This window comes from Streptomyces sp. NPDC048001 (assembly GCF_043203115.1).
Lineage (GTDB): Bacteria > Actinomycetota > Actinomycetes > Streptomycetales > Streptomycetaceae > Streptomyces > Streptomyces sanyensis.
Genome location: NZ_JBIDBN010000008.1, coordinates 223959 through 246802, shown reverse-complemented (window position 1 = coordinate 246802; position 22844 = coordinate 223959). Strand labels below are relative to the sequence as shown.

Annotated in this window: 35 protein-coding genes; 1 reads left to right on the top strand and 34 read right to left on the bottom strand. The window is 69.4% G+C overall.

The window, feature by feature from the left end:
* Window positions 1-234 precede the first annotated feature (234 nt).
* Entirely contained in the window at window positions 235-1854 is a 1620-nt protein-coding gene (locus tag ACGF15_RS17015) for an ABC-F family ATP-binding cassette domain-containing protein (RefSeq protein WP_392799748.1), read from the bottom strand.
* Window positions 1855-1910: 56 nt separating this feature from the next.
* Between ACGF15_RS17015 and ACGF15_RS17010 the strand changes: the two genes are divergently transcribed.
* Window positions 1911-2885 carry a hypothetical protein gene (locus ACGF15_RS17010; protein ID WP_345614481.1) on the top strand — a complete coding sequence of 325 codons (975 nt, stop codon included), beginning with the start codon at window positions 1911-1913 and terminating at the stop codon, window positions 2883-2885.
* A 55-nt stretch (window positions 2886-2940) separates the two neighbouring features.
* On the opposite strand, the gene truA is transcribed toward ACGF15_RS17010, so the two are convergent.
* From truA to ACGF15_RS16845, 33 genes are all read right to left on the bottom strand, one after another.
* On the bottom strand, window positions 2941-3798 hold the full coding sequence (truA, locus tag ACGF15_RS17005) for a tRNA pseudouridine(38-40) synthase TruA (RefSeq protein ID WP_345614480.1): 858 nt from the start codon (window positions 3796-3798) through the stop codon (window positions 2941-2943).
* A gap of 81 nt (window positions 3799-3879) precedes the next feature.
* On the bottom strand, window positions 3880-4374 hold the full coding sequence (gene rplQ / locus ACGF15_RS17000; protein WP_256525455.1) for a 50S ribosomal protein L17: 495 nt from the start codon (window positions 4372-4374) through the stop codon (window positions 3880-3882).
* A 113-nt stretch (window positions 4375-4487) separates the two neighbouring features.
* A complete protein-coding gene (locus ACGF15_RS16995; protein ID WP_003956430.1) occupies window positions 4488-5510 on the bottom strand; it encodes a DNA-directed RNA polymerase subunit alpha in 1023 nt (340 codons plus the stop codon).
* A gap of 139 nt (window positions 5511-5649) precedes the next feature.
* On the bottom strand, window positions 5650-6054 hold the full coding sequence (gene rpsK / locus ACGF15_RS16990) for a 30S ribosomal protein S11 (protein ID WP_017949643.1): 405 nt from the start codon (window positions 6052-6054) through the stop codon (window positions 5650-5652).
* A gap of 99 nt (window positions 6055-6153) precedes the next feature.
* Entirely contained in the window at window positions 6154-6534 is a 381-nt protein-coding gene (rpsM, locus tag ACGF15_RS16985; protein ID WP_159688557.1) for a 30S ribosomal protein S13, read from the bottom strand.
* Window positions 6535-6727: 193 nt separating this feature from the next.
* A complete protein-coding gene (gene rpmJ / locus ACGF15_RS16980; protein WP_003956441.1) occupies window positions 6728-6841 on the bottom strand; it encodes a 50S ribosomal protein L36 in 114 nt (37 codons plus the stop codon).
* Between the two features lie 57 nt (window positions 6842-6898).
* Window positions 6899-7120 carry a translation initiation factor IF-1 gene (gene infA, locus ACGF15_RS16975; RefSeq protein ID WP_003956442.1) on the bottom strand — a complete coding sequence of 74 codons (222 nt, stop codon included), beginning with the start codon at window positions 7118-7120 and terminating at the stop codon, window positions 6899-6901.
* A 192-nt stretch (window positions 7121-7312) separates the two neighbouring features.
* Entirely contained in the window at window positions 7313-8155 is an 843-nt protein-coding gene (gene map / locus ACGF15_RS16970) for a type I methionyl aminopeptidase (RefSeq protein ID WP_392799742.1), read from the bottom strand.
* Window positions 8156-8253: 98 nt separating this feature from the next.
* Window positions 8254-8919 (bottom strand): adenylate kinase, encoded by a 666-nt coding sequence (locus tag ACGF15_RS16965; protein WP_345614478.1) that lies wholly within the window; start codon window positions 8917-8919, stop codon window positions 8254-8256.
* A complete protein-coding gene (secY, locus tag ACGF15_RS16960; RefSeq protein WP_362608807.1) occupies window positions 8919-10238 on the bottom strand; it encodes a preprotein translocase subunit SecY in 1320 nt (439 codons plus the stop codon). The genes ACGF15_RS16965 and secY overlap by 1 nt, the downstream gene beginning before the upstream one ends.
* A gap of 539 nt (window positions 10239-10777) precedes the next feature.
* A complete protein-coding gene (rplO, locus tag ACGF15_RS16955; protein WP_256525450.1) occupies window positions 10778-11233 on the bottom strand; it encodes a 50S ribosomal protein L15 in 456 nt (151 codons plus the stop codon).
* A 1-nt stretch (window position 11234) separates the two neighbouring features.
* Window positions 11235-11417 carry a 50S ribosomal protein L30 gene (gene rpmD, locus ACGF15_RS16950; protein WP_005313525.1) on the bottom strand — a complete coding sequence of 61 codons (183 nt, stop codon included), beginning with the start codon at window positions 11415-11417 and terminating at the stop codon, window positions 11235-11237.
* The gene (gene rpsE, locus ACGF15_RS16945; RefSeq protein WP_256525449.1) at window positions 11417-12022 is read right to left on the bottom strand and encodes a 30S ribosomal protein S5; all 606 of its coding nucleotides are present in this window, start codon (window positions 12020-12022) and stop codon (window positions 11417-11419) included. Before rpsE ends, rpmD begins: the two co-directional genes overlap by 1 nt.
* Before the next feature lie 43 nt (window positions 12023-12065).
* The gene (gene rplR / locus ACGF15_RS16940) at window positions 12066-12449 is read right to left on the bottom strand and encodes a 50S ribosomal protein L18 (protein WP_345614476.1); all 384 of its coding nucleotides are present in this window, start codon (window positions 12447-12449) and stop codon (window positions 12066-12068) included.
* 3 nt (window positions 12450-12452) lie between these two features.
* Window positions 12453-12992 carry a 50S ribosomal protein L6 gene (gene rplF, locus ACGF15_RS16935; protein WP_256525447.1) on the bottom strand — a complete coding sequence of 180 codons (540 nt, stop codon included), beginning with the start codon at window positions 12990-12992 and terminating at the stop codon, window positions 12453-12455.
* A gap of 21 nt (window positions 12993-13013) precedes the next feature.
* Window positions 13014-13412, bottom strand: coding sequence for a 30S ribosomal protein S8 (rpsH, locus tag ACGF15_RS16930; protein ID WP_188337378.1), 399 nt, complete (start codon window positions 13410-13412; stop codon window positions 13014-13016).
* Window positions 13413-13619: 207 nt separating this feature from the next.
* Complete coding sequence (locus ACGF15_RS16925) at window positions 13620-13805, bottom strand: type Z 30S ribosomal protein S14 (RefSeq protein ID WP_003956452.1); 186 nt, start codon at window positions 13803-13805, stop codon at window positions 13620-13622.
* Window positions 13806-13810: 5 nt separating this feature from the next.
* The gene (gene rplE, locus ACGF15_RS16920; protein WP_345614475.1) at window positions 13811-14368 is read right to left on the bottom strand and encodes a 50S ribosomal protein L5; all 558 of its coding nucleotides are present in this window, start codon (window positions 14366-14368) and stop codon (window positions 13811-13813) included.
* Window positions 14368-14691 carry a 50S ribosomal protein L24 gene (gene rplX / locus ACGF15_RS16915; RefSeq protein WP_005313570.1) on the bottom strand — a complete coding sequence of 108 codons (324 nt, stop codon included), beginning with the start codon at window positions 14689-14691 and terminating at the stop codon, window positions 14368-14370. The genes rplE and rplX overlap by 1 nt, the downstream gene beginning before the upstream one ends.
* A gap of 2 nt (window positions 14692-14693) precedes the next feature.
* Complete coding sequence (rplN, locus tag ACGF15_RS16910) at window positions 14694-15062, bottom strand: 50S ribosomal protein L14 (protein WP_003956455.1); 369 nt, start codon at window positions 15060-15062, stop codon at window positions 14694-14696.
* A 100-nt stretch (window positions 15063-15162) separates the two neighbouring features.
* Window positions 15163-15447: a 30S ribosomal protein S17 gene (rpsQ, locus tag ACGF15_RS16905; protein WP_256525445.1), complete on the bottom strand. Its 285-nt coding sequence runs from the start codon at window positions 15445-15447 to the stop codon at window positions 15163-15165.
* Window positions 15447-15671 carry a 50S ribosomal protein L29 gene (gene rpmC / locus ACGF15_RS16900; RefSeq protein WP_017949657.1) on the bottom strand — a complete coding sequence of 75 codons (225 nt, stop codon included), beginning with the start codon at window positions 15669-15671 and terminating at the stop codon, window positions 15447-15449. The genes rpsQ and rpmC overlap by 1 nt, the downstream gene beginning before the upstream one ends.
* On the bottom strand, window positions 15671-16090 hold the full coding sequence (gene rplP / locus ACGF15_RS16895) for a 50S ribosomal protein L16 (RefSeq protein ID WP_256525444.1): 420 nt from the start codon (window positions 16088-16090) through the stop codon (window positions 15671-15673). Before rplP ends, rpmC begins: the two co-directional genes overlap by 1 nt.
* A 5-nt stretch (window positions 16091-16095) precedes the next feature.
* Window positions 16096-16920: a 30S ribosomal protein S3 gene (gene rpsC / locus ACGF15_RS16890; protein WP_256525443.1), complete on the bottom strand. Its 825-nt coding sequence runs from the start codon at window positions 16918-16920 to the stop codon at window positions 16096-16098.
* Entirely contained in the window at window positions 16920-17267 is a 348-nt protein-coding gene (gene rplV / locus ACGF15_RS16885) for a 50S ribosomal protein L22 (RefSeq protein WP_009327087.1), read from the bottom strand. Before rplV ends, rpsC begins: the two co-directional genes overlap by 1 nt.
* Before the next feature lie 43 nt (window positions 17268-17310).
* The gene (rpsS, locus tag ACGF15_RS16880; RefSeq protein WP_215183662.1) at window positions 17311-17592 is read right to left on the bottom strand and encodes a 30S ribosomal protein S19; all 282 of its coding nucleotides are present in this window, start codon (window positions 17590-17592) and stop codon (window positions 17311-17313) included.
* Between the two features lie 12 nt (window positions 17593-17604).
* The gene (gene rplB, locus ACGF15_RS16875) at window positions 17605-18441 is read right to left on the bottom strand and encodes a 50S ribosomal protein L2 (protein WP_256525442.1); all 837 of its coding nucleotides are present in this window, start codon (window positions 18439-18441) and stop codon (window positions 17605-17607) included.
* Between the two features lie 51 nt (window positions 18442-18492).
* Window positions 18493-18816, bottom strand: a complete 324-nt coding sequence (rplW, locus tag ACGF15_RS16870) for a 50S ribosomal protein L23 (protein WP_256525441.1) — start codon at window positions 18814-18816, stop codon at window positions 18493-18495.
* Entirely contained in the window at window positions 18816-19469 is a 654-nt protein-coding gene (rplD, locus tag ACGF15_RS16865) for a 50S ribosomal protein L4 (protein ID WP_345614474.1), read from the bottom strand. Before rplD ends, rplW begins: the two co-directional genes overlap by 1 nt.
* 8 nt (window positions 19470-19477) lie before the next feature.
* A complete protein-coding gene (gene rplC, locus ACGF15_RS16860) occupies window positions 19478-20122 on the bottom strand; it encodes a 50S ribosomal protein L3 (RefSeq protein WP_256525439.1) in 645 nt (214 codons plus the stop codon).
* A gap of 14 nt (window positions 20123-20136) precedes the next feature.
* Complete coding sequence (gene rpsJ / locus ACGF15_RS16855) at window positions 20137-20445, bottom strand: 30S ribosomal protein S10 (protein WP_003948644.1); 309 nt, start codon at window positions 20443-20445, stop codon at window positions 20137-20139.
* A 536-nt stretch (window positions 20446-20981) separates the two neighbouring features.
* On the bottom strand, window positions 20982-21704 hold the full coding sequence (locus ACGF15_RS16850; RefSeq protein ID WP_392799726.1) for a YoaK family protein: 723 nt from the start codon (window positions 21702-21704) through the stop codon (window positions 20982-20984).
* A gap of 604 nt (window positions 21705-22308) precedes the next feature.
* A complete protein-coding gene (locus tag ACGF15_RS16845; RefSeq protein WP_345614472.1) occupies window positions 22309-22524 on the bottom strand; it encodes a hypothetical protein in 216 nt (71 codons plus the stop codon).
* Window positions 22525-22844 lie beyond the last annotated feature (320 nt).

Genomic DNA, 22844 nt, shown 5'->3' with positions numbered 1-22844 from the left:
CACCCGGACAACCACGACAGCCGTGACCGCGCATCGGTGACGCAAACCGCGCGCAGGTCGCTGGTGGTCGGCCCGGTGGACCGGCGTAAGGGCCCCTCACGTGAGATAGAGCAAGCCAATACGCATAACGAACCAGAAGAATACCGTCGGCCCCCCGCACGGGTCAAAACGCGCGGGCGGCACCGCTCCCGGACCCGACCGCCGGGGGCCGGGCCCTGCCCCGTGCCACCGCCCTCAGCGCGTCCGCTCGACCCGGCGCTCGTCCCACACCGGCCCGGACGTCTCCCGGACCCGGCCGTCCGACCCGAAGACCAGATAGCGGTCGAAGGAGCGGGCGAACCAGCGGTCGTGGGTGACGGCGAGCACCGTGCCCTCGTACGCCTCCAGCCCGGTCTGGAGCGCCTCGGCCGACTCCAGGTCGAGGTTGTCGGTCGGCTCGTCCAGCAGCAGCGCCGTGGTGCCCGCGAGCTCCAGCAGCAGGATCTGCAGACGCGCCTGCTGGCCGCCGGACAGCTTCTCGAAGGGCGTGTCGCCCTGCCGCTCCAGCTCGTAGCGGCGCAGCACGGACATCGCCCCGCCCCGGTCCCTGGAGTGCTCCGTCCACAGGATGTCGACGAGGGTGCGCCCGAGCAGCTCCGGATGGGCGTGGGTCTGGGCGAAGTGGCCCGGGACGACCCGCGCACCGAGCCGCCACTCCCCCGAGTGCGCCACCGGCTCGCCCGCCAGCAGCCGCAGGAAGTGCGACTTCCCCGAGCCGTTGGAGCCGAGGACCGCCACGCGCTCCCCGTAGAAGACCTCCAGGGAGAAGGGCTTCATCAGCCCCGCCAGCTCCAGGTTCTCGCAGGTCAGCGCCCGCACCCCGGTCCGTCCGCCGCGCAGCCGCATCCGGATGTCCTGCTCCCGCGGCGGCTCCGGCGGCGGGCCAGCCTCCTCGAACTTCCGCAGCCGGGTCTGCATCGCCCGGTAGCGGGAGGCCATGTCGGGGCTGTTCGCGGCCTGCTGGCGCAGCCGCAGCACCAGGGCCTTCAGCCGCGCGTGCTCCTCGTCCCACCGCCTCCTGAGCTCCTCGAAGCGGGCGAAGCGCTCCCGGCGCGCCTCCGGGAAGGACGCGAAGCCGCCGCCGTGCACCCACACGTCCGAGCCCGCCGGGCCCGGCTCCACCGCCACGATCCGCTCCGCGGCGCGGGAGAGCAGTTCCCGGTCGTGGGAGACGAACAGCACCGTCTTGCGGGTCTCCGCCAGCCGCTCCTCCAGCCAGCGCTTGCCGGGGACGTCCAGGTAGTTGTCCGGCTCGTCCAGCAGCAGGACCTCGTCCGGACCGCGCAGCAGCGCCTCCAGCACCAGCCTCTTCTGCTCACCGCCGGAGAGCGTGCGCACCAGGCGCCACTGCGCCTTCTCGTAGGGGACGCCCAGCGCGGCCGTGGTGCACATGTCCCACAGCGTCTCGGCCTCGTAGCCGCGCGCCTCCGCCCAGTCGCTGAGCGCCTGGGCGTACGCCATCTGCGCCGCCTCGTCGTCCTCCTCCATGATCCGCAGCTCGGCGGCGTCCACCGCGGCGGCCGCCTCCCGGATCCGCGGCTGGGCGACCGACACCAGCAGGTCCCGGACGGTGCGCTCGTCGCGCACCGACCCCACGAACTGGGGCATCACCCCCAGTCCGCCGCTGACCGTCACCGAGCCGCCGTGCGGCTGGAGTTCCCCCGCGACGATCCTCAGCAGCGTCGTCTTGCCCGCTCCGTTGGCGCCGACGAGCGCCGCGACGGCCCCCTCGCCCACCCGGAACGAGGCGTCGCCCAGCAGCGGGCGCCCGTCCGGGAGGTAGTACTCGACGTGCGCCGCCTCCACATGTCCCATGGGTGCGATTGTGACCGCCGAGGACGGGTACGCCCAACAGGTTTAGGATGCGCGGCATGAGCTTCGGGCAGGGGGGACCCCCGTGGGGGTCCGGAGGACAGCACCAGGACCCGTACGGCCAGGGCGGGTACGGCACCGGCACCGGCGGCTACGGGCAGGGCCCGGACGCCGGTGCGCCGGGCGGGTACGGGGACGGCCGGTACCGCTCCGGCGCCGGCGACCGGGACACCCCCGACTGGGCGGCCCTGGCCGACGCCTCGGCCGCCCGGATGCGCCGCCGACGCTGGACGATGATCGGCGGGGGCGCCCTGGCCACGGTGCTGGTCGCGGGCGCCGTCGCCATGGCGATCGTCTCCTCCACCAAGGACGGCGAGGCCGTCGCCTCGGGCGGATCGCTGCCCAGTGCGCCCACGCTGCCCGCCGACACCACCGCACCGGAGCCCTCGTTCTCCTCGGTGGCGCCGCTGCCGCCGCCCGACCCCAGGGAGTTCGTCTCCGACCGCGCCAAGGACACCGCGCCGCTGACCGCCGAGTCGCTCTTCCCCGGGCGCAAGCTCACCATGGGCAACGGCGAGCGGGCGTACACCAAGGGCTCCACGGCCCGCACCGGCAGCTGCGCCACCGCCGCCACCGGGGCCCTCGGCGCGGTGCTCGAACGCAACGGCTGCGAGCAGGTGTTCCGCGCCACCTACCGCACGGGCGATCTCGCGGTGACCGTGGGCGTGGCGACCTTCGCGGACGAGAAGACCGCGAAGAAGGTCGTCCAGGAGGCCGAGGGGAGCATCACCCCGATGCCCGGAGGGGGCGTCCCGGTCTTCTGCAAGGGCGGCCCGGTGTGCCGCAACACCTACAACTCCTACGGCCGCTACGCCTACTTCACCATCACCGGGCACACCTCGGCGACCTCGGTCACCACCCAGGACACGGCGGCCTACCAGGCGGGGGACGACATCGGGGAGTTCGCCTTCCGCCAGATCGTCCGGCGCGGCGAGGCCCAGGCCTCGGCGGCGGCCACCCTGCCGGCGCAGTAGCCGGGCGCGGCGGGGCGCCGCGTCCGCCCGGCGGCGGGCCCGGTGGGCGGGCGCCTCAGCAGCAGCCGGAGGCCCCGGGCAGGGTGCGCCGGTTGCGGGCCTCGCGGTTGCGGGCCGCCAGCAGTTCGTCGGCCGGGTAGCCGACCTCCTCCAGCGTCAGGCCGTGCGGGCGCACCACATGGACGGCCGAGTCGCGCACCCCCGCCGCCAGCACCTTCGCGGGCCAGTCGGCCGGACGGTGCCCGTCGCCGACGAACAGCAGCGCGCCCACCAGGGAGCGGACCATGTTGTGGCAGAAGGCGTCGGCCTTCACGGTCGCCGTCAGCACACCGGAGGCGTCCCGCTCCCAGGACAGCCGCTGGAGGGTGCGGATGGTCGTCGCACCCTCGCGCCGCTTGCAGTAGGCGGCGAAGTCGTGCTCGCCGAGCAGCCCGGCCGCCGCCTCGTTCATCGCGTCCACGTCCAACGGCCAGTCGTGCCACAGGACATGGCCCCGCAGCAGCGGGTCCACCCCGCCGGGGTGGTCGGTGACCCGGTAGGCGTACCGGCGCCAGACGGCGGAGAAGCGGGCGTTGAACCCGGCGGGCGCCTCGGCGGCGCGCCAGATCCGCACATCGCGCGGGAGCCTGCCCGCGAGGCGCTTCAGCAGCTTCTCCCGGTGCTCGGCCCACACCCCGGCGGGCAGGTCCACGTGCGCCACCTGACCGCGGGCGTGCACGCCCGCGTCGGTGCGCCCGGCGACCGTCAGCTCGTAGGTGGTCCCCGAGCGGGTCACCGTGCGCAGGGCGTCCTCGATCTCGCCCTGCACCGTGCGCTGCCCGCGGGCCTGCTTCGCCCAGCCCGAGAAGGCCGTGCCGTCGTAGGAAAGATCCAGCCGCACCCGGACGAAGCCGGGCTCCACCTCGTCGCTCACGCGACCATCCTCTCAACTCATGCGGAACGGGCCCGCCCCCTCGAAGGGGGACGGGCCCGCTCGGTGAACCCGGTGCCGGGTTCAGGCGTCCTTGGACTCCTCGGCCGGGGCCTCGGCGGCCTCGTCCGCGGTGGTGTCCTCGGCCTTGGCGGCCTCCGACTCCTTGACCGCACGCTTGGTGGCGGCCTCGGCCTCGGCGACGGTCGCCTTCTTCGCGATCTCACCCTCGACCAGCTCGATCACGGCCATCGGGGCGTTGTCGCCACGACGGTTGCCGATCTTCGTGATGCGGGTGTAGCCGCCCGGACGCTCGGCGTAGCGCGGAGCGATCTCGGTGAACAGGGTGTGCACGACGCCCTTGTCCGTGATGGTCTGCAGCACCAGGCGACGGTTGTGGATGTCGCCCTTCTTCGCCTTGGTGATCAGGCGCTCGGCGACCGGACGCAGGCGGCGGGCCTTGGCCTCGGTCGTGGTGATGCGGCCGTGCTCGAACAGCGACTTCGCCAGGTTCGCGAGAAGCAGCTTCTCGTGCGCGGCGCTGCCGCCGAAACGGGCTCCCTTGGTGGGACGCGGCATGGGTTTCTCCTTGTGATCTGCACCGGCCGTACCAGGTACCGGTGTCAGTTACCGGCGGACGGGCGCCCGCCGGAAGTGGGGGCCGGGCCGCTCGGCGGCGGCCCGGCGCAGTCTCAGTACTGCTCGGTCTCGACGAAGCCCGCGTCCGCGTCGTCGTCGGCGCCGAAGGCGTCGGCGGCGGCGGTCGGGTCGAATCCGGGCGGGCTGTCCTTGAGGGCCAGGCCCATGCCGGCCAGCTTCGCCTTGACCTCGTCGATCGACTTCGCACCGAAGTTGCGGATGTCGAGCAGGTCGGCCTCGGAACGCGCCACGAGCTCACCCACGGAGTGGATGCCCTCGCGCTTGAGGCAGTTGTAGGAGCGGACCGTGAGCTCCAGCTCCTCGATCGGCAGCGCCAGGTCGGCGGCGAGGGCGGCGTCCGTCGGGGACGGGCCCATGTCGATGCCCTCGGCGTCGATGTTCAGCTCGCGGGCCAGGCCGAAGAGCTCGACCAGGGTCTTGCCCGCGGACGCCATGGCGTCGCGCGGGCGCATGGCCTGCTTGGTCTCGACGTCGACGATCAGCTTGTCGAAGTCGGTGCGCTGCTCGACACGGGTCGCCTCGACCTTGTAGGTGACCTTGAGCACGGGGCTGTAGATGGAGTCGACCGGGATGCGGCCGATCTCCTGGCCCACCTGCTTGTTCTGCACCGCGGAGACGTAGCCGCGACCGCGCTCGACGGTCAGCTCCATCTCCAGCTTGCCCTTGCCGTTGAGCGTGGCGAGGACCAGGTCGGGGTTGTGGACCTCGACACCGGCCGGCGGGGCGATGTCCGCGGCGGTGACCAGGCCGGGGCCCTGCTTGCGCAGGTACATCACGACCGGCTCGTCGTGCTCCGAGGAGACGACCAGCTGCTTGATGTTGAGGATGAGGTCGGTGACGTCCTCCTTGACCCCCGGCACGGTGGTGAACTCGTGCAGGACGCCGTCGATCCGGATGGACGTGACGGCGGCACCCGGGATCGAGGAGAGCAGGGTGCGGCGGAGGCTGTTGCCGAGCGTGTAGCCGAAGCCCGGCTCAAGGGGCTCGATGACGAACCGCGAGCGGTACTCGTCGACGACCTCTTCGGTCAGCGAGGGGCGCTGAGCGATCAGCATGGTGTGGATTCCTTCAGTCGTGGACGCCCGCTATTTGACGTCCTCTGATACAGGGTACGGGCGGTACGCCCCGAAGGGGGCGTACCGCCCGCAACACCCTGGTGGAGCAGCCGCGGGGGCTGCCCGCCGGTGCCGTGCGTCAGACGCGGCGGCGCTTGGGCGGACGGCAGCCGTTGTGCGGGGTGGGGGTGACGTCCTGGATCGAGCCCACCTCCAGGCCGGTGGCCTGGAGCGAGCGGATCGCGGTCTCACGGCCGGAGCCGGGACCCTTGACGAAGACGTCGACCTTGCGCATGCCGTGCTCCTGCGCGCGGCGGGCGGCCGACTCGGCGGCCATCTGCGCGGCGAAGGGGGTGGACTTGCGCGAGCCCTTGAAGCCGACGTGGCCGGCGGAGGCCCAGGAGATCACGTTGCCCGAGGGGTCCGTGATCGAGACGATCGTGTTGTTGAACGTGCTCTTGATGTGCGCGTGGCCGTGAGCGACGTTCTTCTTTTCCTTGCGGCGCACCTTCTTGACGGCGCCCTGACGTCCCTTGGGGGGCATCTCTCAAACTCCTACGGGAGGTGGTCGGTCCTCCAGCGAAGACCGCTGGTATCACGGGTGGCGGGAGTTCCCCGCCGGCCCGCGGCGTCCTGCTGAGGACTACTTCTTGCCCGGCTTCTTCTTGCCGGCGATGGCGCGACGCGGGCCCTTGCGGGTACGTGCGTTCGTGCTGGTGCGCTGACCGTGGACCGGCAGGCCGCGACGGTGCCGCAGACCCTGGTAGCAGCCGATCTCGACCTTGCGGCGGATGTTGGCCTGGATGTCGCGGCGGAGGTCACCTTCGGTCTGGAAGTTGACGTCCACGTACTCGCGGATCTTGACCAGGTCCTCTTCGGCGAGGTCACGAACGCGGACGTTGGGGTCGACACCGGTGGCGGCGAGGGTCTCCTGGGACCGCGTGCGCCCGATGCCGAAGACGTAGGTGAGGGCGACCTCGATGCGCTTGTCGCGCGGAAGGTCAACGCCTTCAAGGCGTGCCATTCATGGCTCCTGATGTAGTCGGAGGTCTTCCGCAGAGCCGTTCCGTGGCCGCCGACCCCGTGACGGGGTGGTACGGACCAGGTCTCCGGCCTCCACCGGAGGTGTCGCCGACCGTAGCCAGGCGGACTCTGCGTATGTACATGGTGTTACGTGCGTCGCGCGAAGATCCGCGAGTCGTGCAGGTGGTCGTGCGTCAGCCCTGGCGCTGCTTGTGGCGCAGGTTGTCGCAGATGACCATGACCCGGCCGTGGCGGCGGATCACCTTGCACTTGTCGCAGATCTTCTTGACGCTCGGCTTGACCTTCATGGGATGTGAGGTTCTCCGGGTCAGTGCCGTCGCCCCGGGGACGGGGCACGACAAGATCTACTTGTAGCGGTAGACGATCCGCCCACGCGTCAGGTCGTAGGGAGAGAGCTCCACCACGACCCGGTCGTCCGGGAGGATGCGGATGTAGTGCATGCGCATCTTGCCGGAGATGTGCGCGAGGACCTTGTGACCGTTCTGGAGTTCCACCTTGAACATGGCGTTCGGGAGGGACTCGATCACGGTGCCCTCGATCTCGATGGCACCTTGCTTCTTGGCCACGCTATGCCCTTCGAATCGGCTACCTTGATCGGCTCTCCACCCGGGTGCGGGCACACGGATGCACGAGAACCGACGCATCAGTCTACGTCAGGGGTCCCGAAAAGACGAATCCGTCAAGTCTGCCCACCGGCGGAGATCGTTATGCGGACGGGGCTCCCCGGACACACCGCCGGGAGGGCCGGCGCGGCGGCCTCAGGCCGAGGCGGCCGGGTCCGGCGCCGCGGTGATCCCCAGTTCCGCCAGCTTGGCCCTGCCGCCGTCGGGGGCGGTCAGCACCAGCGGCCCCTCCTCCGTCAGCGCCACGGAGTGCTCCCAGTGCGCCGACCAGGTGCCGTCGGTGGTGACCACCGTCCAGTCGTCGGCGAGGACCTCGGTGTGGGGCGTGCCCAGCGACACCATGGGCTCGATCGCCAGGCAGAAGCCGGGCACGATCTTCGGCCCGCGCCCGCGCTTGCGGGAGACGTAGTTCAGCAGGTGGGGGTCCATGTGCATCTCGGTCCCGATGCCGTGGCCGCCGTAGTCCTCGATGATCCCGTACCTGCCCGTCGCGGGCCGGGGCTGGCGGCGGATGTAGGTCTCGATGGCGCGGGAGACGTCCACCAGCCGGGCGCCGTTGCGCATGGCCGCGATCCCCGCCCACATCGACTCCTCGGTCACCCGGGAGAGCTCCACGAGCTCCTGGGAGTGGCCGGTGCCCACGAAGGCGGTGTACGCGGCGTCGCCGTGCCAGCCGTCGATGATCGCACCGCAGTCGATCGAGATGACGTCCCCGTCCTTCAGGACGGTCTTCTCGTCGGGGATGCCGTGGACCACGACCTCGTTGACCGAGGTGCAGATGGTGGCGGGGAAGCCCCCGTACCCCAGGAAGTTCGACTTGGCGCCGTGGTCGGCGATCACCTTGCGGGCGATCTCGTCCAGGTCGCGGGTGGTCGCGCCGGGCACGGCGGCCTCCCGCGTGGCCGCGTGGATGGCGGCGACGACAAGTCCCGCCTCGCGCATCTTCGCGATCTGCTCGGGGGTCTTGATCTGCACCATTGCAGCGGGCGCCTTTCTGGGCGGGGAAAAGAGGGGCGTGTCAACGATAAGGCCGCGGCGTCCACCGGACACCGCGGCCTCGTCTGGTTCGTGCGGGATCAGCCCTGTGCGGCCTCGTCGACCTGGAGGGCCTCCATCGCGCGGGCGGTCACCTCGGCGACCTTGCCCAGCGCGGAGATCGTGACCACCAGGCCCTGGGCCTTGTAGTAGTCGATGATCGGCTCGGTCTGGGTGTGGTAGACCTCCAGCCGCTTGCGGACCGTCTCCTCGGAGTCGTCGTCGCGCTGGTACAGCTCGCCGCCGCACTCGTCGCAGACGCCCTCCGCCTGCGGCGGGGTGTAGACCACGTGGTAGACGTGCGCGCTGCTGTTGCGGCACACCCGGCGGCCGGCGATGCGCTTGACCACCTCGTCCTCGGGGACCTCCAGGTCGAGCACCGCGTCCAGGGCGACGCCCTCGCCGCGGAGCATCTCGTCCAGCGCCTCGGCCTGGCCCACGTTGCGCGGGAAGCCGTCGAGCAGGAAGCCGCCCTCGGCGTCGGCCTGGGCCATGCGGTCCCGGGCCATCCCGATGGTCACCTCGTCCGGCACCAGGTTGCCCGCGTCCATGTAGGACTTGGCGCGCTTGCCGAGCTCCGTGCCCTGCGAGATGTTGGCACGGAAGAGGTCACCCGTGGAGATGTGCGGGATCGACAGGTTCTTCGCGAGGAAGGCGGCCTGCGTTCCCTTCCCGGCACCGGGCGGTCCGACGAGGACGATACGCATCAGCGGAGGAACCCTTCGTAATTACGCTGCTGGAGCTGGCTCTCGATCTGCTTCACGGTCTCCAGACCCACACCCACGATGATGAGGATGCTCGTCCCGCCGAACGGGAAGTTCTGGTTCGCGCCTCCGAAGCCTGCCAACGCCATCGTCGGGACAAGAGCAATCAGACCCAGGTACAGCGAGCCCGGCCAAGTGATCCTGTTGAGCACGTAGCTCAGGTACTCGGCAGTAGGACGACCAGCCCGGATGCCCGGGATGAAGCCACCATACTTCTTCATGTTGTCCGCGACTTCCTCGGGGTTGAACGAGATCGCCACATAGAAGAAGGCGAAGAACACGATCAGGAGGAAGTAGGTCGCGATGTAGTAGGGGTGGTCTCCCGTGACGAAGTGGGACTCGATCCAGGTCTTCCAGCCGGACTGCGAGGTGGAGAACTGGGCGACCAGCGCCGGGATGTAGAGCAGCGACGAGGCGAAGATGACGGGAATCACACCCGCCTGGTTCACCTTGAGCGGGATGTAGGTGGACGTACCGCCGTAGGACCTGCGGCCGATCATGCGCTTCGCGTACTGCACCGGGATGCGGCGCTGGGCCTGCTCGACGAAGACGACGAGGCCGACCATCACGAAGCCGATCAGGATGACCGTGCCGAACTCGATCCAGCCGCCGGCGAGCTTGCCGCTCTCCTTGATGGCCCACAGGGCGCCCGGGAAGCCGGCGGCGATCGAGATGAACATCAGGATCGACATGCCGTTGCCGATGCCCCGGTCGGTGATGAGCTCGCCGAGCCACATGACGGCCGCGGTGCCCGCGGTCATGGTGATCACCATGACGACGGTGGTGAAGATCGACTGGTCGGGCACGATCTGGTCGCCCACGCGGCAGCCGCTGAACAGGGCGCCGCTGCGGGCGGCGGCCACGATGCCGGTGCCCTGCAGGACGGCGAGCGCCACGGTCAGGTAACGGGTGTACTGCGTGATCTTGGCGGTGCCGGACTGGCCCTCCTTCTTGAGGGCCTCCAGCCGCGGGATCACCACCGTCAGCAGCTGGAGAATGATGCTCGCGGTGATGTACGGCATGATGCCGAGCGCGAAGATGGTGATCTGCAGCAGCGCACCGCCGCTGAACATGTTCACCAGCCCGAACAGGCTGTTATTGCCCTGCGAGGCTGCGTCCACACAGATCTGGACGTTCTGGTAACTCACGCCCGGGATCGGGACCTGTGACCCGAGGCGGTACAGAACGATGATGCCCAGGGTGAAGAGCAGCTTCTTGCGCAGGTCGGGCGTCTTGAACGCCCGGGCGAACGCGGTGAGCACGGTGCCTCCTGCGACCCCCGCGCTAAGCGTCAGAGGTGACGGTCTTGAGGATCGACGAATACGTATTCAGCCAGAACCGCCCGGCGGACCGGGCGGCGTGTTCTGGAGGCCAGCGGTTTCGCCGCTACTGTCAACGACCTCCAGGAGCAGAGCAACAGTGCACGCCACCTTACCGGCGACCGCCCCTCCTGGAACAACCATCCAGCCGGGGTATGCCGCAAAGACGACCGGTCGCGCGGCCCCGCCGACCGCCGTGCGGTGCCCGGTCTGGGCAGGCTTGCGGTAGAGCGGGGGCCGGTGGGCGGTGTCTGCCGTACCACTGCCCGGGCGGTCGTCCGGCGGTGCTCCGGGGCCGGGTTCCACACGATGTGGTGACCACCGGACGGCACGGGCCCCTGAGGCGGCGCCCGGCAGGGCCCCGCGGGCCCGGAAGCCCCGGGGCGGGCGGCGTGCGGCCGCAGGCACCGTACGGCGGCCTACGGCAACGGCCTGGGCCGCCCCCCTGGAGGGACGGCCCAGGCCGCAAAAGCGTCCGAGACTCAGACGAGCTCGGTCACGGTGCCGCCGGCGGCGGTGATCTTCTCCTTGGCGGAGCCGGAGACGGCGTCGACCGTCACCTGCAGCGCCACGGAGACCTCGCCCTGGCCCAGGACCTTGACGAGCTGGTTCTTGCGCACGGCACCCTTGGCGACCAGGTCGGCCACGGTGACCTCGCCACCCTGCGGGTACAGGGCCGCGAGCTTGTCCAGGTTCACGACCTGGTACTCGGTGCGGAAGGGGTTCTTGAAGCCCTTGAGCTTCGGAAGGCGCATGTGGAGGGGCATCTGCCCACCCTCGAAGCGCTCCGGAACCTGGTAACGGGCCTTGGTGCCCTTGGTACCACGACCGGCCGTCTTACCCTTCGACGCCTCACCACGACCCACACGGGTCTTGGCGGTCTTGGCGCCCGGGGCGGGACGGAGGTTGTGGACCTTCAGCGGGTTCTGCTCCGCCATGTCAGTCGACCTCCTCGACCGTCACGAGGTGGCGGACGGTGTGCACCATGCCGCGGAACTCGGGGCGGTCCTCCTTGACGACCACGTCGTTCAGGCGCTTGAGCCCGAGCGAACGCAGGGTGTCGCGGTGGTTCTGCTTGCTGCCGATGTACGACTTCGTCTGCGTGATCTTGAGGCGAGCCATTACGCACCCGCCCCCGCACGCGCACGCAGCAGGGCCGCGGGGGCCACGTCCTCGAGGGGCAGACCGCGGCGGGCCGCGATCTCCTCGGGACGCTGAAGGCCCTTCAGGGCCTCCACGGTCGCGTGCACGATGTTGATCGCGTTGTCCGAGCCGAGCGACTTCGACAGGATGTCGTGCACGCCCGCGCACTCCAGCACGGCACGCACCGGGCCACCGGCGATCACACCGGTACCGGGGGCGGCGGGCTTGAGCAGGACGACGCCGGCAGCCTTCTCACCCTGGATCGGGTGCGGGATGGTGCCCTGGATACGGGGGACCTTGAAGAAGTGCTTCTTGGCCTCCTCCACACCCTTGGCGATGGCGGCCGGCACCTCCTTGGCCTTGCCGTAGCCGACACCCACGGTGCCGTCACCGTCGCCCACCACGACCAGCGCGGTGAAGCTGAAGCGACGACCACCCTTCACAACCTTGGCGACTCGGTTGATCGCGACGACGCGCTCGACGTACGCGGTCTTCTCGGCGGCAGCTGCGCCGCCGTCACGGCCCTTCCGGTCCCGCCGCTCGCCGCCACCGGCACCGCTTCCGCGGCGCTGGGGTCCAGCCATTGGATTTACCTCTCTCTTTTCCGCTAGCTACGCTGCGACAGGCTCAGAACTTGAGCCCGGCTTCGCGGGCGGCGTCGGCCAGGGCGGCGATGCGCCCGGCGTACCTGTTGCCACCACGGTCGAACACGACAGCCTCGACACCGGCGGCCTTGGCGCGCTCGGCGACCAGGGCGCCGACCTGCTTGGCCTGCGCGGACTTGTCGCCCTCGCCACCGCGGATCGAGACGTCCAGGGTGGACGCCGACGCCACGGTGTGGCCCTTGAGGTCGTCGATGACCTGCGCGACGATGTTGCGGTTCGAACGCGTGACGACCAGGCGCGGACGCTCGGCCGTACCCGACACGCTCTTGCGGATACGGATGTGACGACGCTGCTTCGCGGCGCGCTTGTAAGCGTCGCCCTTGGCGATCTTCGTGCCGTATGCCATGGCTTACTTGCCCGCCTTTCCGACCTTGCGGCGGATGACCTCGCCCGCGTACTTGACGCCCTTGGCCTTGTACGGGTCGGGCTTGCGCAGCTTGCGGATGTTCGCGGCGACCTCGCCGACCTTCTGCTTGTCGATGCCCTCGACCGAGAACTTGGTCGGCGACTCGACCTTGAAGGAGATGCCCTCGGGCGCCTCCACCAGGATCGGGTGGCTGTAGCCGAGCTGGAACTCCAGGTTGGAGCCCTTCGCGGCGACGCGGTAACCGACACCGCTGATCTCGAGCGCCTTGGTGTAACCCTGGGTCACGCCGGTGATCATGTTCGCCACCAGCGTGCGGGACAGGCCGTGCAGGGCCTTGTTCTGACGCTCGTCGTTCGGACGGGTGACGTTGAGAACGCCGTCCTCGCCCTTCACAATCTCGATCGGCGCGGCGACGGTGTGCGTGAGAGTGCCCTTGGAACCCTTCACGACGACCGTGCGGCCATCGATGGTGACGTCCACACCGGCGGGAACCTGGATGGGGAGCTTGCCGATACGCGACATGAGCTGTTCCTCCGTTCCCGACTACCAGACGTAGGCGAGGACTTCCCCACCCACGCCCTTCTTCTGCGCCTGCTGGCCGGTCAGGAGACCGTGGGACGTGGAGATGATCGCCACGCCCAGGCCGCCGAGGACCTTCGGCAGGTTGGTGGACTTCGCGTAAACACGCAGACCCGGCTTGGAGATCCGCTTGATGCCGGCGATCGAACGCTCACGGTTCGGGCCGAACTTCAGCTCCAGGACGAGGTTCTTGCCGACCTCGGCGTCCTCGACCTTCCAGCCGGTGATGAAACCCTCCTGCTGGAGGATCTCGGCGATGTGCGACTTGATCTTGCTGTGCGGCATCGCCACGGTGTCGTGGTATGCCGAGTTCGCGTTACGCAGACGCGTCAGCATGTCTGCGATCGGATCAGTCATGGTCATGAATTGGCCTTCGGCCTCTCTCGCCGGGGTTTCCTGTATGCGCCATCCCTCTCCCCACACAGGGGCGGGACGGGTGCGGCGCGGGGACCTACGGCGTAGTAAGTCGGTAGGGCGGCGGACGCCCAACCCTGCAAGCCTACGGCATGCGGGAGGGCGGCCGCCGTCCAGGTGCTTACCGAGAGACTCCGGGGAATCCCAACGAGGGGACTACCAGGAGCTCTTGGTCACGCCCGGCAGCTCGCCACGGTGAGCCATCTCACGAAGGCACACGCGGCAGAGGCCGAACTTGCGGTACACGGAGTGCGGACGGCCACAGCGCTGGCAGCGGGTGTAGGCACGCACACCGAACTTGGGCTTACGAGCAGCCTTGGCAATCAGAGCCTTCTTCGCCATCTCGCTCACGCCTCCTTGAACGGGAAGCCGAGGTGACGCAGAAGGGCACGGCCCTCGTCGTCGTTGGTCGCCGTGGTGACCACGGTGATGTCCATACCCCGGACGCGGTCGATCTTGTCCTGGTCGATCTCGTGGAACATGACCTGCTCCGTGAGACCGAAGGTGTAGTTGCCACGGCCGTCGAACTGCTTGGGGGACAGGCCGCGGAAGTCGCGGATGCGCGGGAGCGCGAGCGACAGGGTGCGGTCCAGGAACTCCCACATGCGGTCGCCACGGAGCGTGACGTGGGCACCGATCGGCTGACCCTCGCGCAGCTTGAACTGCGCGATGGACTTGCGGGCCTTGGTGACGGCCGGCTTCTGACCGGTGATCGTGGCGAGATCGCGGATGGCTCCGTCGATCAGCTTCGAGTCACGGGCGGCGTCGCCGACACCCATGTTGACCACGATCTTGACGAGGCCCGGGATCTGCATGACGTTCTCGAAGGAGAACTCCTCACGCAGCTTCGGGGCGATCTCGTCGCGGTACTTCGTCTTGAGACGCGGAGTGGTGGTGGTAGCCATCAGATGTCCTCACCCGTCCGCTTGGCAACGCGGATCTTGTTGCCCTCGTCGTCGAAGCGGAAGCCGACGCGGGTCACGACCTTCTTGCCGTCCTTCTCGACGACGAGCTGGACGTTGCTCACGTGGATCGGAGCCTCGGTGGTCACGATGCCGCCGGTCTGCGAACCACGGGCGGTCTGGCCGGCCTTGGTGTGCTTCTTGACCCGGTTGACACCCTCGACCAGGACGCGGTCCTCGCGGGGGAAGGCCGCGATGACCTTGCCCTGCTTGCCCTTGTCCTTGCCGGTGATGACCTGAACCAGGTCGCCCTTCTTGATCTTCATGCTTACAGCACCTCCGGCGCGAGCGAGATGATCTTCATGAACTTCTTCTCGCGCAGCTCACGGCCGACGGGGCCGAAGATACGGGTGCCGCGAGGGTCGCCGTCGTTCTTCAGAATGACGGCGGCGTTCTCGTCGAAGCGGATGTACGAGCCGTCCTGGCGGCGGCGCTCCTTGACGGTGCGAACGATGACCGCCTTGACGACGTCACCCTTCTTCACGTTGCCACCGGGGATCGCGTCCTTGACGGTGGCGACGATGACGTCACCGATGCCCGCGTAGCGGCGACCGGAGCCACCGAGAACACGGATGCAAAGGATCTCCTTGGCACCAGTGTTGTCGGCGACGCGCAGTCGCGACTCCTGCTGGATCACGTCTATCTCCTGATTGTCTGCCGGTTCCCGGCGGGGGTCTCCGCTGGAGACCCCCGCCGAGCCTGGCGGAACGAACTCGAAGGGCTACCCCTTCGAGCGATTACTTGGCCTTCTCGAGGATCTCGACGACGCGCCAGTGCTTGGTGGCGGACAGCTTCCGGGTCTCCATCAGGAGGACGCGGTCGCCGACGCCGGCGGCGTTCTGCTCGTCGTGGGCCTTGAGCTTGTTCGTACGGCGGATGACCTTGCCGTACAGCGCGTGCTTGACGCGGTCCTCAACGGCGACGACGACGGTCTTGTCCATCTTGTCGCTGACGACCAGACCCTCGCGGGTCTTGCGGGCGTTGCGCTCGGTCTTCTGCTCAGTCACGTTGTTCTCGCTCATCAGGCGCTCTCCACCGTCTCGATGCCCAGCTCACGCTCACGCATCAGGGTGTAGATCCGGGCGATGTCCTTGCGGACGGCCTTCAGCCGGCCGTGGTTCTCGAGCTGGCCCGTCGCCGCCTGGAAGCGGAGGTTGAACAGCTCTTCCTTGGCCTCGCGGAGCTTGGCAACAAGCTCCTCGTTGCCCAGCTCGCGCAGCTCGGACGCCTTGGTTCCGGCCGACATCACGCTTCACCTGCCTCGCGCTTGACGATCTTGCACTTCATCGGCAGCTTGTGAGCCGCACGGGTCAGCGCCTCACGCGCGATCTTCTCGTTCGGGTAGGACAGCTCGAACATCACCCGACCGGGCTTCACGTTCGCGACCCACCACTCCGGCGAACCCTTACCGGAACCCATGCGGGTCTCGGCCGGCTTCTTGGTCAGCGGGCGGTCCGGGTAGATGTTGATCCAGACCTTGCCGCCACGCTTGATGTGGCGGGTCATCGCGATACGGGCCGCCTCGATCTGGCGGTTGGTCACGTACGCCGGAGTCATGGCCTGGATGCCGTACTCGCCGAACGCAACCTGCGTACCACCCTTGGCCATGCCGTTGCGCTTCGGGTGGTGCTGCTTGCGGTGCTTGACCCTACGGGGGATCAGCATGTCGGTCAGGCCTCCGTTCCGGTGCTCTCAGCAGCCGGAGCGGCGGCGGCGGCCTCGGCCTTGGGGGCCTCGGCAGCCTGAGCCTGCTGCGGCTTGCGTCCACGACGCTCGCCACCGCGACCGCGGCCGGCCGGGCGGTCCGCACCGCCGCGGGCCGGACGGTTGCCGGCACGGGCGGCGGCGTTCTCCGCGCGGACCTCGGCGATGTTCTTGACGTCGCCCTTGTAGATCCAGACCTTCACGCCGATGCGGCCGAAGGTGGTCTTGGCCTCGAAGAAGCCGTACTCGACGTTCGCACGGAGCGTGTGCAGCGGCACACGGCCCTCGCGGTAGAACTCCGAGCGGGACATCTCGGCGCCGCCGAGGCGGCCACCGCACTGGATCTTGATGCCCTTGGCGCCCGCCTTCATCGCCGACTGCATGCTCTTGCGCATGGCACGGCGGAAGGAGACGCGGGAGGAGAGCTGCTCGGCGACGGCCTGGGCCACGAGCTGAGCGTCGACCTCGGGGTTCTTGACCTCGAGGATGTTCAGCTGGACCTGCTTGCCGGTCAGCTTCTCGAGGTCGCCGCGGATGCGGTCGGCCTCGGCGCCGCGGCGGCCGATGACGATGCCCGGACGGGCCGTGTGGATGTCCACACGGACGCGGTCACGGGTGCGCTCGATCTCGACCTTGGAGATGCCGGCGCGCTCCATGCCGGACGTCATCATCCGACGGATGGCGACGTCTTCCTTGACGTAGTCCTTGTACAGCTTGTCGGCGTACCAGCGGGACTTGAAGTCCGTGGTGATGCCGAGCCGGAACCCGTGCGGGTTTACCTTCTGGCCCATTACCGGGTTCCTTCCTTGCTGCTGACGACCACGGTGATGTGGCTGGTCCGCTTACGGATCCGGTAGGCACGGCCCTGGGCACGCGGACGGAACCGCTTCAGGGTCGGGCCCTCGTCCACGTACGCCTCGCTGATGAACAGCGACGAGGCGTCCGTGTGGTCGTAGTTGTGCGCGGCGTTGGCGATGGCGCTGTCCAGCACCTTGCCGACCGGCACGCTCGCGGCCTGCGGGGCGAAACGCAGGACCGCCTGAGCCTCCGTGGCATCCATGCCACGGATGAGGTCCACCACGCGGCGGGCCTTCATGGGCGTGACGCGGATGTACCGCGCCTGGGCCCTGGCTTCCATGGTTGTCCCTTCGGTGTAAGTCATGAGTCGTTCCACCCCGCGTCTAGCGGCGCTTCGACTTCCGGTCGTCCTTGACGTGGCCGCGGAAGGTGCGAGTCGGCGAGAACTCGCCGAGCTTGTGGCCGACCATGGACTCGGTGACGAACACCGGGACATGGGTCTTGCCGTTGTGCACCGCGATCGTGTGGCCGAGCATGGCCGGGACGATCATCGAGCGACGGGACCAGGTCTTGATGACGTTCTTGGAACCGGCTTCGTTCTGGGCGTCCACCTTCTTGATCAGGTGGTCGTCGACGAAGGGCCCCTTCTTGAGACTGCGCGGCATCTGAACCCGCTCCTAGCGCTTCTTGTTCGTCTTGCGGCGGCGGACGATGTACTTGTTGCTCGCCTTCTTGGGAGAACGAGTACGACCCTCCTTCTGACCCCACGGGGAGACCGGGTGGCGGCCACCCGAGGTCTTGCCCTCACCACCACCGTGCGGGTGGTCAACCGGGTTCATCGCCACACCGCGAACGGTCGGGCGGACGCCGAGCCAGCGCTTGCGGCCGGCCTTGCCCCAGTTGATGTTCGACTGCTCGGCGTTGCCGACCTCGCCGATGGTGGCGCGGCAGCGGACGTCGACCAGGCGGATCTCGCCGGACGGCATGCGCAGGTGGGCCATCTGGCCCTCCTTCGCGAGCAGCTGCACGGAGGCACCCGCGGAGCGGGCGAACTTCGCGCCGCCGCCGGGCCGCAGCTCGATGGCGTGGATGGTCGTACCGACCGGGATGTTGCGCAGCGCCAGGTTGTTGCCCGGCTTGATGTCGGCCCCGGGGCCGTTCTCGACGCGGTCGCCCTGGCCCAGGCCGCGCGGCGCGATGATGTAGCGCTTCTCGCCGTCGGCGTAGTGCAGGAGCGCGATGCGCGCGGTGCGGTTGGGGTCGTACTCGATGTGAGCGACCTTGGCCGGCACGCCGTCCTTGTCGTGACGACGGAAGTCGATCACGCGGTAGGCGCGCTTGTGGCCACCGCCCTGGTGACGGACGGTCACACGACCGGTGTTGTTACGGCCGCCCTTGCTGTGCAGCGGGCGGACCAGCGACTTCTCCGGCGTGGACCGCGTGATCTCGACAAAGTCGGCGACGCTGGAGCCACGACGGCCCGGGGTCGTCGGCTTGTACTTGCGGATACCCATTGTGTCTCAGTCCTCGGATGATTCCGGACTTCTGGACGATTCCGACCGCCGTCAGGCGGTCGGACCGCCGAAGATGTCGATGCGGTCGCCCTCGGCAAGGGTCACGATGGCGCGCTTGGTGTTGGCGCGCTTGCCGAAACCGGTGCGGGTGCGCTTGCGCTTGCCCTGCCGGTTGATCGTGTTGACCCCGGTGACCTTGACCGAGAAGACCGCCTCGACGGCCTGCTTGATCTGGGTCTTGTTGGCGCCGGGCGCGACGATGAACGTGTACTTGTTCTCGTCGAGCAGCGCGTAGCTCTTCTCGGACACGACCGGCTTGACGAGGACGTCGCGCGGGTCCGTGAAGGTCTTGCTCGTGATCGTGGCCTCGGACATCAGGCCTCGCTCCCTTCGGTGTCGTTGGCGGCCTTGGGGCCGGACACGAAGGACTCGAAGGCGGCCTGGGTGAAGACCACGTCGTCGGAGACGAGCACGTCGTACGTGTTCAGCTGGCCCGGCTCCAGGATGTGCACCTGGGGCAGGTTGCGGGCGGACAGCCACGCGGCCTCGTCCGAACGCTCGGCGACCAGGAGCAGGTTCTTGCGCTCCGAGATCCTGCCCAGCAGGGACTTGGCGGACTTGGTGGAGACCGCACCGTCGACCACGCCGGAGACGACGTGGATGCGGGAGTGGCGGGCCCGGTCGGTGAGGGCACCGCGGAGGGCGGCGGCCTTCATCTTCTTCGGGGTCCGCTGCGAGTAGTCACGCGGCACGGGGCCGTGGACGACGCCACCGCCGGCGAACTGCGGCGCACGGGTCGAACCCTGGCGGGCGCGGCCGGTGCCCTTCTGGCGGTACGGCTTCTTGCCACCGCCGCGGACTTCGCCGCGGGTCTTGGTCTTGTGCGTGCCCTGGCGGGCAGCGGCCAGCTGCGCGACGACGACCTGGTGGATCAGCGGAACGCTGACCTTGGCGTCGAAGATCTCCGCGGGGAGCTCGACGGTCCCGGCCTTGTCGCCTGCCGGCGAAAGGATGTCAATGGTGCTCATCGGTTACCTCAGGCCCCCTTGGCCGCGGTACGGACCAGGACGAGGCCGCCGTTCGGACCAGGAACCGCGCCCTTGATGAGCAGCAGGCCCTTCTCCGCGTCAACGGCGTGAACGGTCAGGTTCTGGGTGGTGACCCGCTCGTTGCCCATGCGGCCAGCCATGCGGAGGCCCTTGAACACGCGGCCCGGGGTGGCGCAGCCACCGATGGAGCCGGGGGAGCGGTGCTTGCGCTGGGTGCCGTGACCGGCGCCGAGGCCACGGAAGTTGTGGCGCTTCATGACACCGGCGAAGCCCTTGCCCTTGCTCTTGCCCGTGACGTCGACCTTGACGCCGGACTCGAACACCTCGGCAGTGATCTCCTGGCCGAGCGTGTACTCGCTGGCGTCGGAGGTGCGGAGCTCCACCAGGTGGCGGCGGGGGGTCACGTCGGCCTTGGCGAAGTGGCCCTTGAGGGGCTTGTTCACCTTGCGCGGGTCGATCTCGCCGAAGGCGATCTGGACCGACTCGTAGCCGTCGGTGTCGTTCGTACGGACCTGGGTAACGACGCAGGGTCCGGCCTTGACGACGGTCACCGGGACGACACGGTTGTTCTCGTCCCAGACCTGGGTCATGCCGAGCTTCTCGCCCAGGACGCCCTTGATCTGCTTAGCCATCTCTTCCGCGCCTCTCAGAGCTTGATCTCGATGTCAACGCCGGCCGGAAGGTCCAGGCGCATCAGCGAGTCAACGGTCTTGGGCGTCGGGTCGAGGATGTCGATCAGGCGCTTGTGCGTGCGCATCTCGAAGTGCTCGCGCGAGTCCTTGTACTTGTGCGGCGACTTGATGACGCAGTACACGTTCTTCTCAGTGGGCAGCGGCACCGGGCCCGCGACCGACGCACCAGTGCGGGTCACCGTCTCGACGATCTTCTTCGCCGAGGAGTCGATGACCTCGTGGTCGTAGGCCTTGAGCCGGATGCGGATCTTCTGTCCCGCCATGGCTACTTCGTAGTCCTGTCTCTCGTATGAACGCTCTGGTACCCGGCGGGTCCTGCGCTCTTCTCCGACCCACGCGGTCGGGCGTGTCGCATCCCCTCTACGAAGATCTCCTCATAAGGAGGTCCCAACCAAGGGGGTGCGGGCCGAAGGACCGCGGGACGGGGGAAGAACTCCCACCGGGCGCCTGGCCGGTACCCCGCTGACACTTCCCGGAAGATTCCCGTACGTCCGCCCCTGCACCTCGCGGCACATCGCGTGGGACGACGAGTACTGTGGGACTCGCTTCCGGTCCTCCCGGCGGGAGGCGCGCAGCATCGGCACTCAACCGAGCAACCCGGACAGTCTGCCATACGAGGCAGGCGCCTGGCCAATCGAGCCGAAGAGAGTACCCCGCGGAGGGTGCGTGTCAAACAGGGGCGCGCGTCGGGAGTGCCGCCGGGCCGCCGGCCCCGCCGACCGTCCGGCCCTCGGGACACCGTTGCGCTGACGGGCGGAACCACGCGGACGGGCCGTCCGGACGGACACGCACGGGGCCCTCAGCCCGGGACGGAGACGCGTCCGCGCCGGAGGGCGGCGAGGCCCAGCCCGAGGGCCAGCACCAGGGCCGCGGGGACGGCGAGGGCGAGGGCCGGGTGCACCGCGCGTTCCAGAAGCCACGCACCGAGAAGCCCCCCGGCGAACATCGCGGCGACGGAGGCCGCCCGCCGCAGCTCGCTGCCCGCACCGCCGCCGACCCGGGAGTCGGACGCCAGCGGGGGCAGCACGATCAGCAGACCGGTGAGGGCCCGGGTGGTCACCGTGGTGGGGACGTCGGCGACCGGGGCCCGCAGGGAGGTCACGTTGCGCGCCCCCATGGCGCACGCCACCATCGCGATCACGGCCAGGTGGCGGCCGTCCACCTGTCCGTGCGGACCGCTCTCGATACCGGCCCGCCAGATCACCAGGGCCGCCGCGCCCAGCAGGAGCCCCTCCCCCATCAGGGCCCCGGCGAACCAGCGCCGGCCGCGGGCGTCGATCGCCGACTCGAGGCGGGATCCCGCGATCGCGCCGAAGGCGAACCCGGCGAGGGAGACCCCCGAGACCGTCGCCGAGATGCCCGGCGCCCCGGCGATCGCGAAGCCGAGCAGCAGCACGTTGCCCGTCTGGACCGCCGCGAAGACCGGACCGAGCACCAGGAAGGACACCGCCTCGATCATCCCGGTGGTCAGGGTGAGCAGCACCATCACGGAGGTCAGCGCCCTGCCGGTCCTGGGTTTCATACCGGGACGATAGGGGCGTGATCGCGGCGCCCGGCGTACCGCTGGGCACGCCTCACCCCGCTGGGGCAACATCCGCGCCGGGCGGCCTCCTCCAGGGCGCCCGCCGTTGACGGCCCAGGGCCGGGGCGCCCCCGGCCGGGCAGACGGGGCGGGGGCCTCCCGGGCGCGCCGCTCGCGTCACCCGGTCGTCCCCGGTTCATGGCGTGCGCAGCACGCGCCCCCGCAGCATGCCCACGACTACCGGCCCCCGCCCTTCCTCCAGGCCCTTCGCACATCGCGCCTGAAGAGGCGGTACCCCTCCCGCAGGTTCATCCACTCGAAGAAGGCGGCGATCCCCCCGAGGACGGCACATACCAGGCGAAGCACAACACTCCACGGTCCCTCCACACCCGCCCCCTCCCCATGTCCTGCCCTCGCACCGGCCACTCGGTCTCTCCACAGCACAACCCCGCGCCTGCGGACTCGGCGACCGCGTGCAGCCTCCGGGCACCCGCCCCCTCCCGGGCAGCTGCGCCCGTGAACGACGGCGGGCGGCGAGCCGTGTCCGTGACGGAGCAGAAGGCGCTCCGGAACCGCCGGCACGGTCCCGTGCTCCCCCCGCCCCCTATGGGTGCCCCTCGCGCTTCCCTCCCGGGCCGCGCCGTCGGACACGGCGGGAGAGTTCCCGGGCCACCCAGCCGGTGAGAACCGCGAAAAGGACGAGCGAAACCCAGTCGAGAACGCTGCCCCAACTGTGGTCCTCCATGTCGATCAGCAGGGTCAGGGCCACTACGCCCCACGGCGCCAGCAGCCCGACCAGCGGCTTCCTGTCGTCCTTCATCGGTCTCTCCCCCCGAGAGATGCGCCCTCCGCTGTCCGCAGCCACCGATCCCCGTGGATCGGGGGCTCGGCGCCGAGAAGCAAGGCCGGTGAGGGGATTGTAGGGGTCGGACACCACCCCTGAACCTGAGGCAGGCCGTCGCCCGACGGGCCCTCTCCCCGGCCCGGTTGGACGGAAGAGCGGACGGAGCGGAGCGGCGCACGTCGCACACGCGCGTGCGCAGCGACCACGCGGGCTGCTCCCGTGCCGTGGCCGCTGCCGGCTGCGAGACGGCGCAGCACCCCGGGTCCCCTGACGGGGCCGCCGTGCACCGACCGGGG

What these genes read in the sequence shown, in the direction of transcription:
- ACGF15_RS17010 (WP_345614481.1), top strand. Translation starts at nt 1,911, where the DNA reads ATGAGCTTCGGGCAGGGGGGACCCCCGTGGGGGTCCGGAGGACAGCAC.
- rpsS (WP_215183662.1), bottom strand. Translation starts at nt 17,592, where the DNA reads ATGCCGCGCAGTCTCAAGAAGGGGCCCTTCGTCGACGACCACCTGATC.
- rplX (WP_005313570.1), bottom strand. Translation starts at nt 14,691, where the DNA reads ATGAAGATCAAGAAGGGCGACCTGGTTCAGGTCATCACCGGCAAGGAC.
- rpsM (WP_159688557.1), bottom strand. Translation starts at nt 6,534, where the DNA reads ATGGCACGCCTTGAAGGCGTTGACCTTCCGCGCGACAAGCGCATCGAG.
- ACGF15_RS16845 (WP_345614472.1), bottom strand. Translation starts at nt 22,524, where the DNA reads ATGAAGGACGACAGGAAGCCGCTGGTCGGGCTGCTGGCGCCGTGGGGC.
- rpmJ (WP_003956441.1), bottom strand. Translation starts at nt 6,841, where the DNA reads ATGAAGGTCAAGCCGAGCGTCAAGAAGATCTGCGACAAGTGCAAGGTG.
- ACGF15_RS16925 (WP_003956452.1), bottom strand. Translation starts at nt 13,805, where the DNA reads ATGGCGAAGAAGGCTCTGATTGCCAAGGCTGCTCGTAAGCCCAAGTTC.
- rplD (WP_345614474.1), bottom strand. Translation starts at nt 19,469, where the DNA reads ATGAGCACCATTGACATCCTTTCGCCGGCAGGCGACAAGGCCGGGACC.
- rpmD (WP_005313525.1), bottom strand. Translation starts at nt 11,417, where the DNA reads ATGGCTCGCCTCAAGATCACGCAGACGAAGTCGTACATCGGCAGCAAG.
- rplC (WP_256525439.1), bottom strand. Translation starts at nt 20,122, where the DNA reads ATGGCTAAGCAGATCAAGGGCGTCCTGGGCGAGAAGCTCGGCATGACC.
- map (WP_392799742.1), bottom strand. Translation starts at nt 8,155, where the DNA reads ATGGTGCAGATCAAGACCCCCGAGCAGATCGCGAAGATGCGCGAGGCG.
- ACGF15_RS16965 (WP_345614478.1), bottom strand. Translation starts at nt 8,919, where the DNA reads ATGCGTATCGTCCTCGTCGGACCGCCCGGTGCCGGGAAGGGAACGCAG.
- rpsC (WP_256525443.1), bottom strand. Translation starts at nt 16,920, where the DNA reads ATGGGCCAGAAGGTAAACCCGCACGGGTTCCGGCTCGGCATCACCACG.
- rpsH (WP_188337378.1), bottom strand. Translation starts at nt 13,412, where the DNA reads ATGACCATGACTGATCCGATCGCAGACATGCTGACGCGTCTGCGTAAC.
- rpsE (WP_256525449.1), bottom strand. Translation starts at nt 12,022, where the DNA reads ATGGCTGGACCCCAGCGCCGCGGAAGCGGTGCCGGTGGCGGCGAGCGG.
- rpmC (WP_017949657.1), bottom strand. Translation starts at nt 15,671, where the DNA reads ATGTCGGCCGGAACCAAGGCGTCCGAGCTGCGCGAGCTGGGCAACGAG.
- rpsJ (WP_003948644.1), bottom strand. Translation starts at nt 20,445, where the DNA reads ATGGCGGGACAGAAGATCCGCATCCGGCTCAAGGCCTACGACCACGAG.
- rplR (WP_345614476.1), bottom strand. Translation starts at nt 12,449, where the DNA reads ATGGCATACGGCACGAAGATCGCCAAGGGCGACGCTTACAAGCGCGCC.
- rplV (WP_009327087.1), bottom strand. Translation starts at nt 17,267, where the DNA reads ATGGAAGCCAGGGCCCAGGCGCGGTACATCCGCGTCACGCCCATGAAG.
- rplE (WP_345614475.1), bottom strand. Translation starts at nt 14,368, where the DNA reads ATGGCTACCACCACCACTCCGCGTCTCAAGACGAAGTACCGCGACGAG.
- ACGF15_RS16995 (WP_003956430.1), bottom strand. Translation starts at nt 5,510, where the DNA reads ATGCTGATCGCTCAGCGCCCCTCGCTGACCGAAGAGGTCGTCGACGAG.
- rplW (WP_256525441.1), bottom strand. Translation starts at nt 18,816, where the DNA reads ATGTCCGAGGCCACGATCACGAGCAAGACCTTCACGGACCCGCGCGAC.
- ACGF15_RS17015 (WP_392799748.1), bottom strand. Translation starts at nt 1,854, where the DNA reads ATGGGACATGTGGAGGCGGCGCACGTCGAGTACTACCTCCCGGACGGG.
- rplQ (WP_256525455.1), bottom strand. Translation starts at nt 4,374, where the DNA reads ATGCCGCGTCCCACCAAGGGAGCCCGTTTCGGCGGCAGCGCCGCGCAC.
- ACGF15_RS16850 (WP_392799726.1), bottom strand. Translation starts at nt 21,704, where the DNA reads ATGAAACCCAGGACCGGCAGGGCGCTGACCTCCGTGATGGTGCTGCTC.
- rpsK (WP_017949643.1), bottom strand. Translation starts at nt 6,054, where the DNA reads ATGCCCCCCAAGGGACGTCAGGGCGCCGTCAAGAAGGTGCGCCGCAAG.
- rplF (WP_256525447.1), bottom strand. Translation starts at nt 12,992, where the DNA reads ATGTCGCGTATCGGCAAGCTCCCCATCCAGGTTCCCGCCGGTGTGGAC.
- rplO (WP_256525450.1), bottom strand. Translation starts at nt 11,233, where the DNA reads ATGGCGGAGCAGAACCCGCTGAAGGTCCACAACCTCCGTCCCGCCCCG.
- rplB (WP_256525442.1), bottom strand. Translation starts at nt 18,441, where the DNA reads ATGGGTATCCGCAAGTACAAGCCGACGACCCCGGGCCGTCGTGGCTCC.
- rplP (WP_256525444.1), bottom strand. Translation starts at nt 16,090, where the DNA reads ATGCTGATCCCCCGTAGGGTCAAGCACCGCAAGCAGCACCACCCGAAG.
- rpsQ (WP_256525445.1), bottom strand. Translation starts at nt 15,447, where the DNA reads ATGAGCGAGAACAACGTGACTGAGCAGAAGACCGAGCGCAACGCCCGC.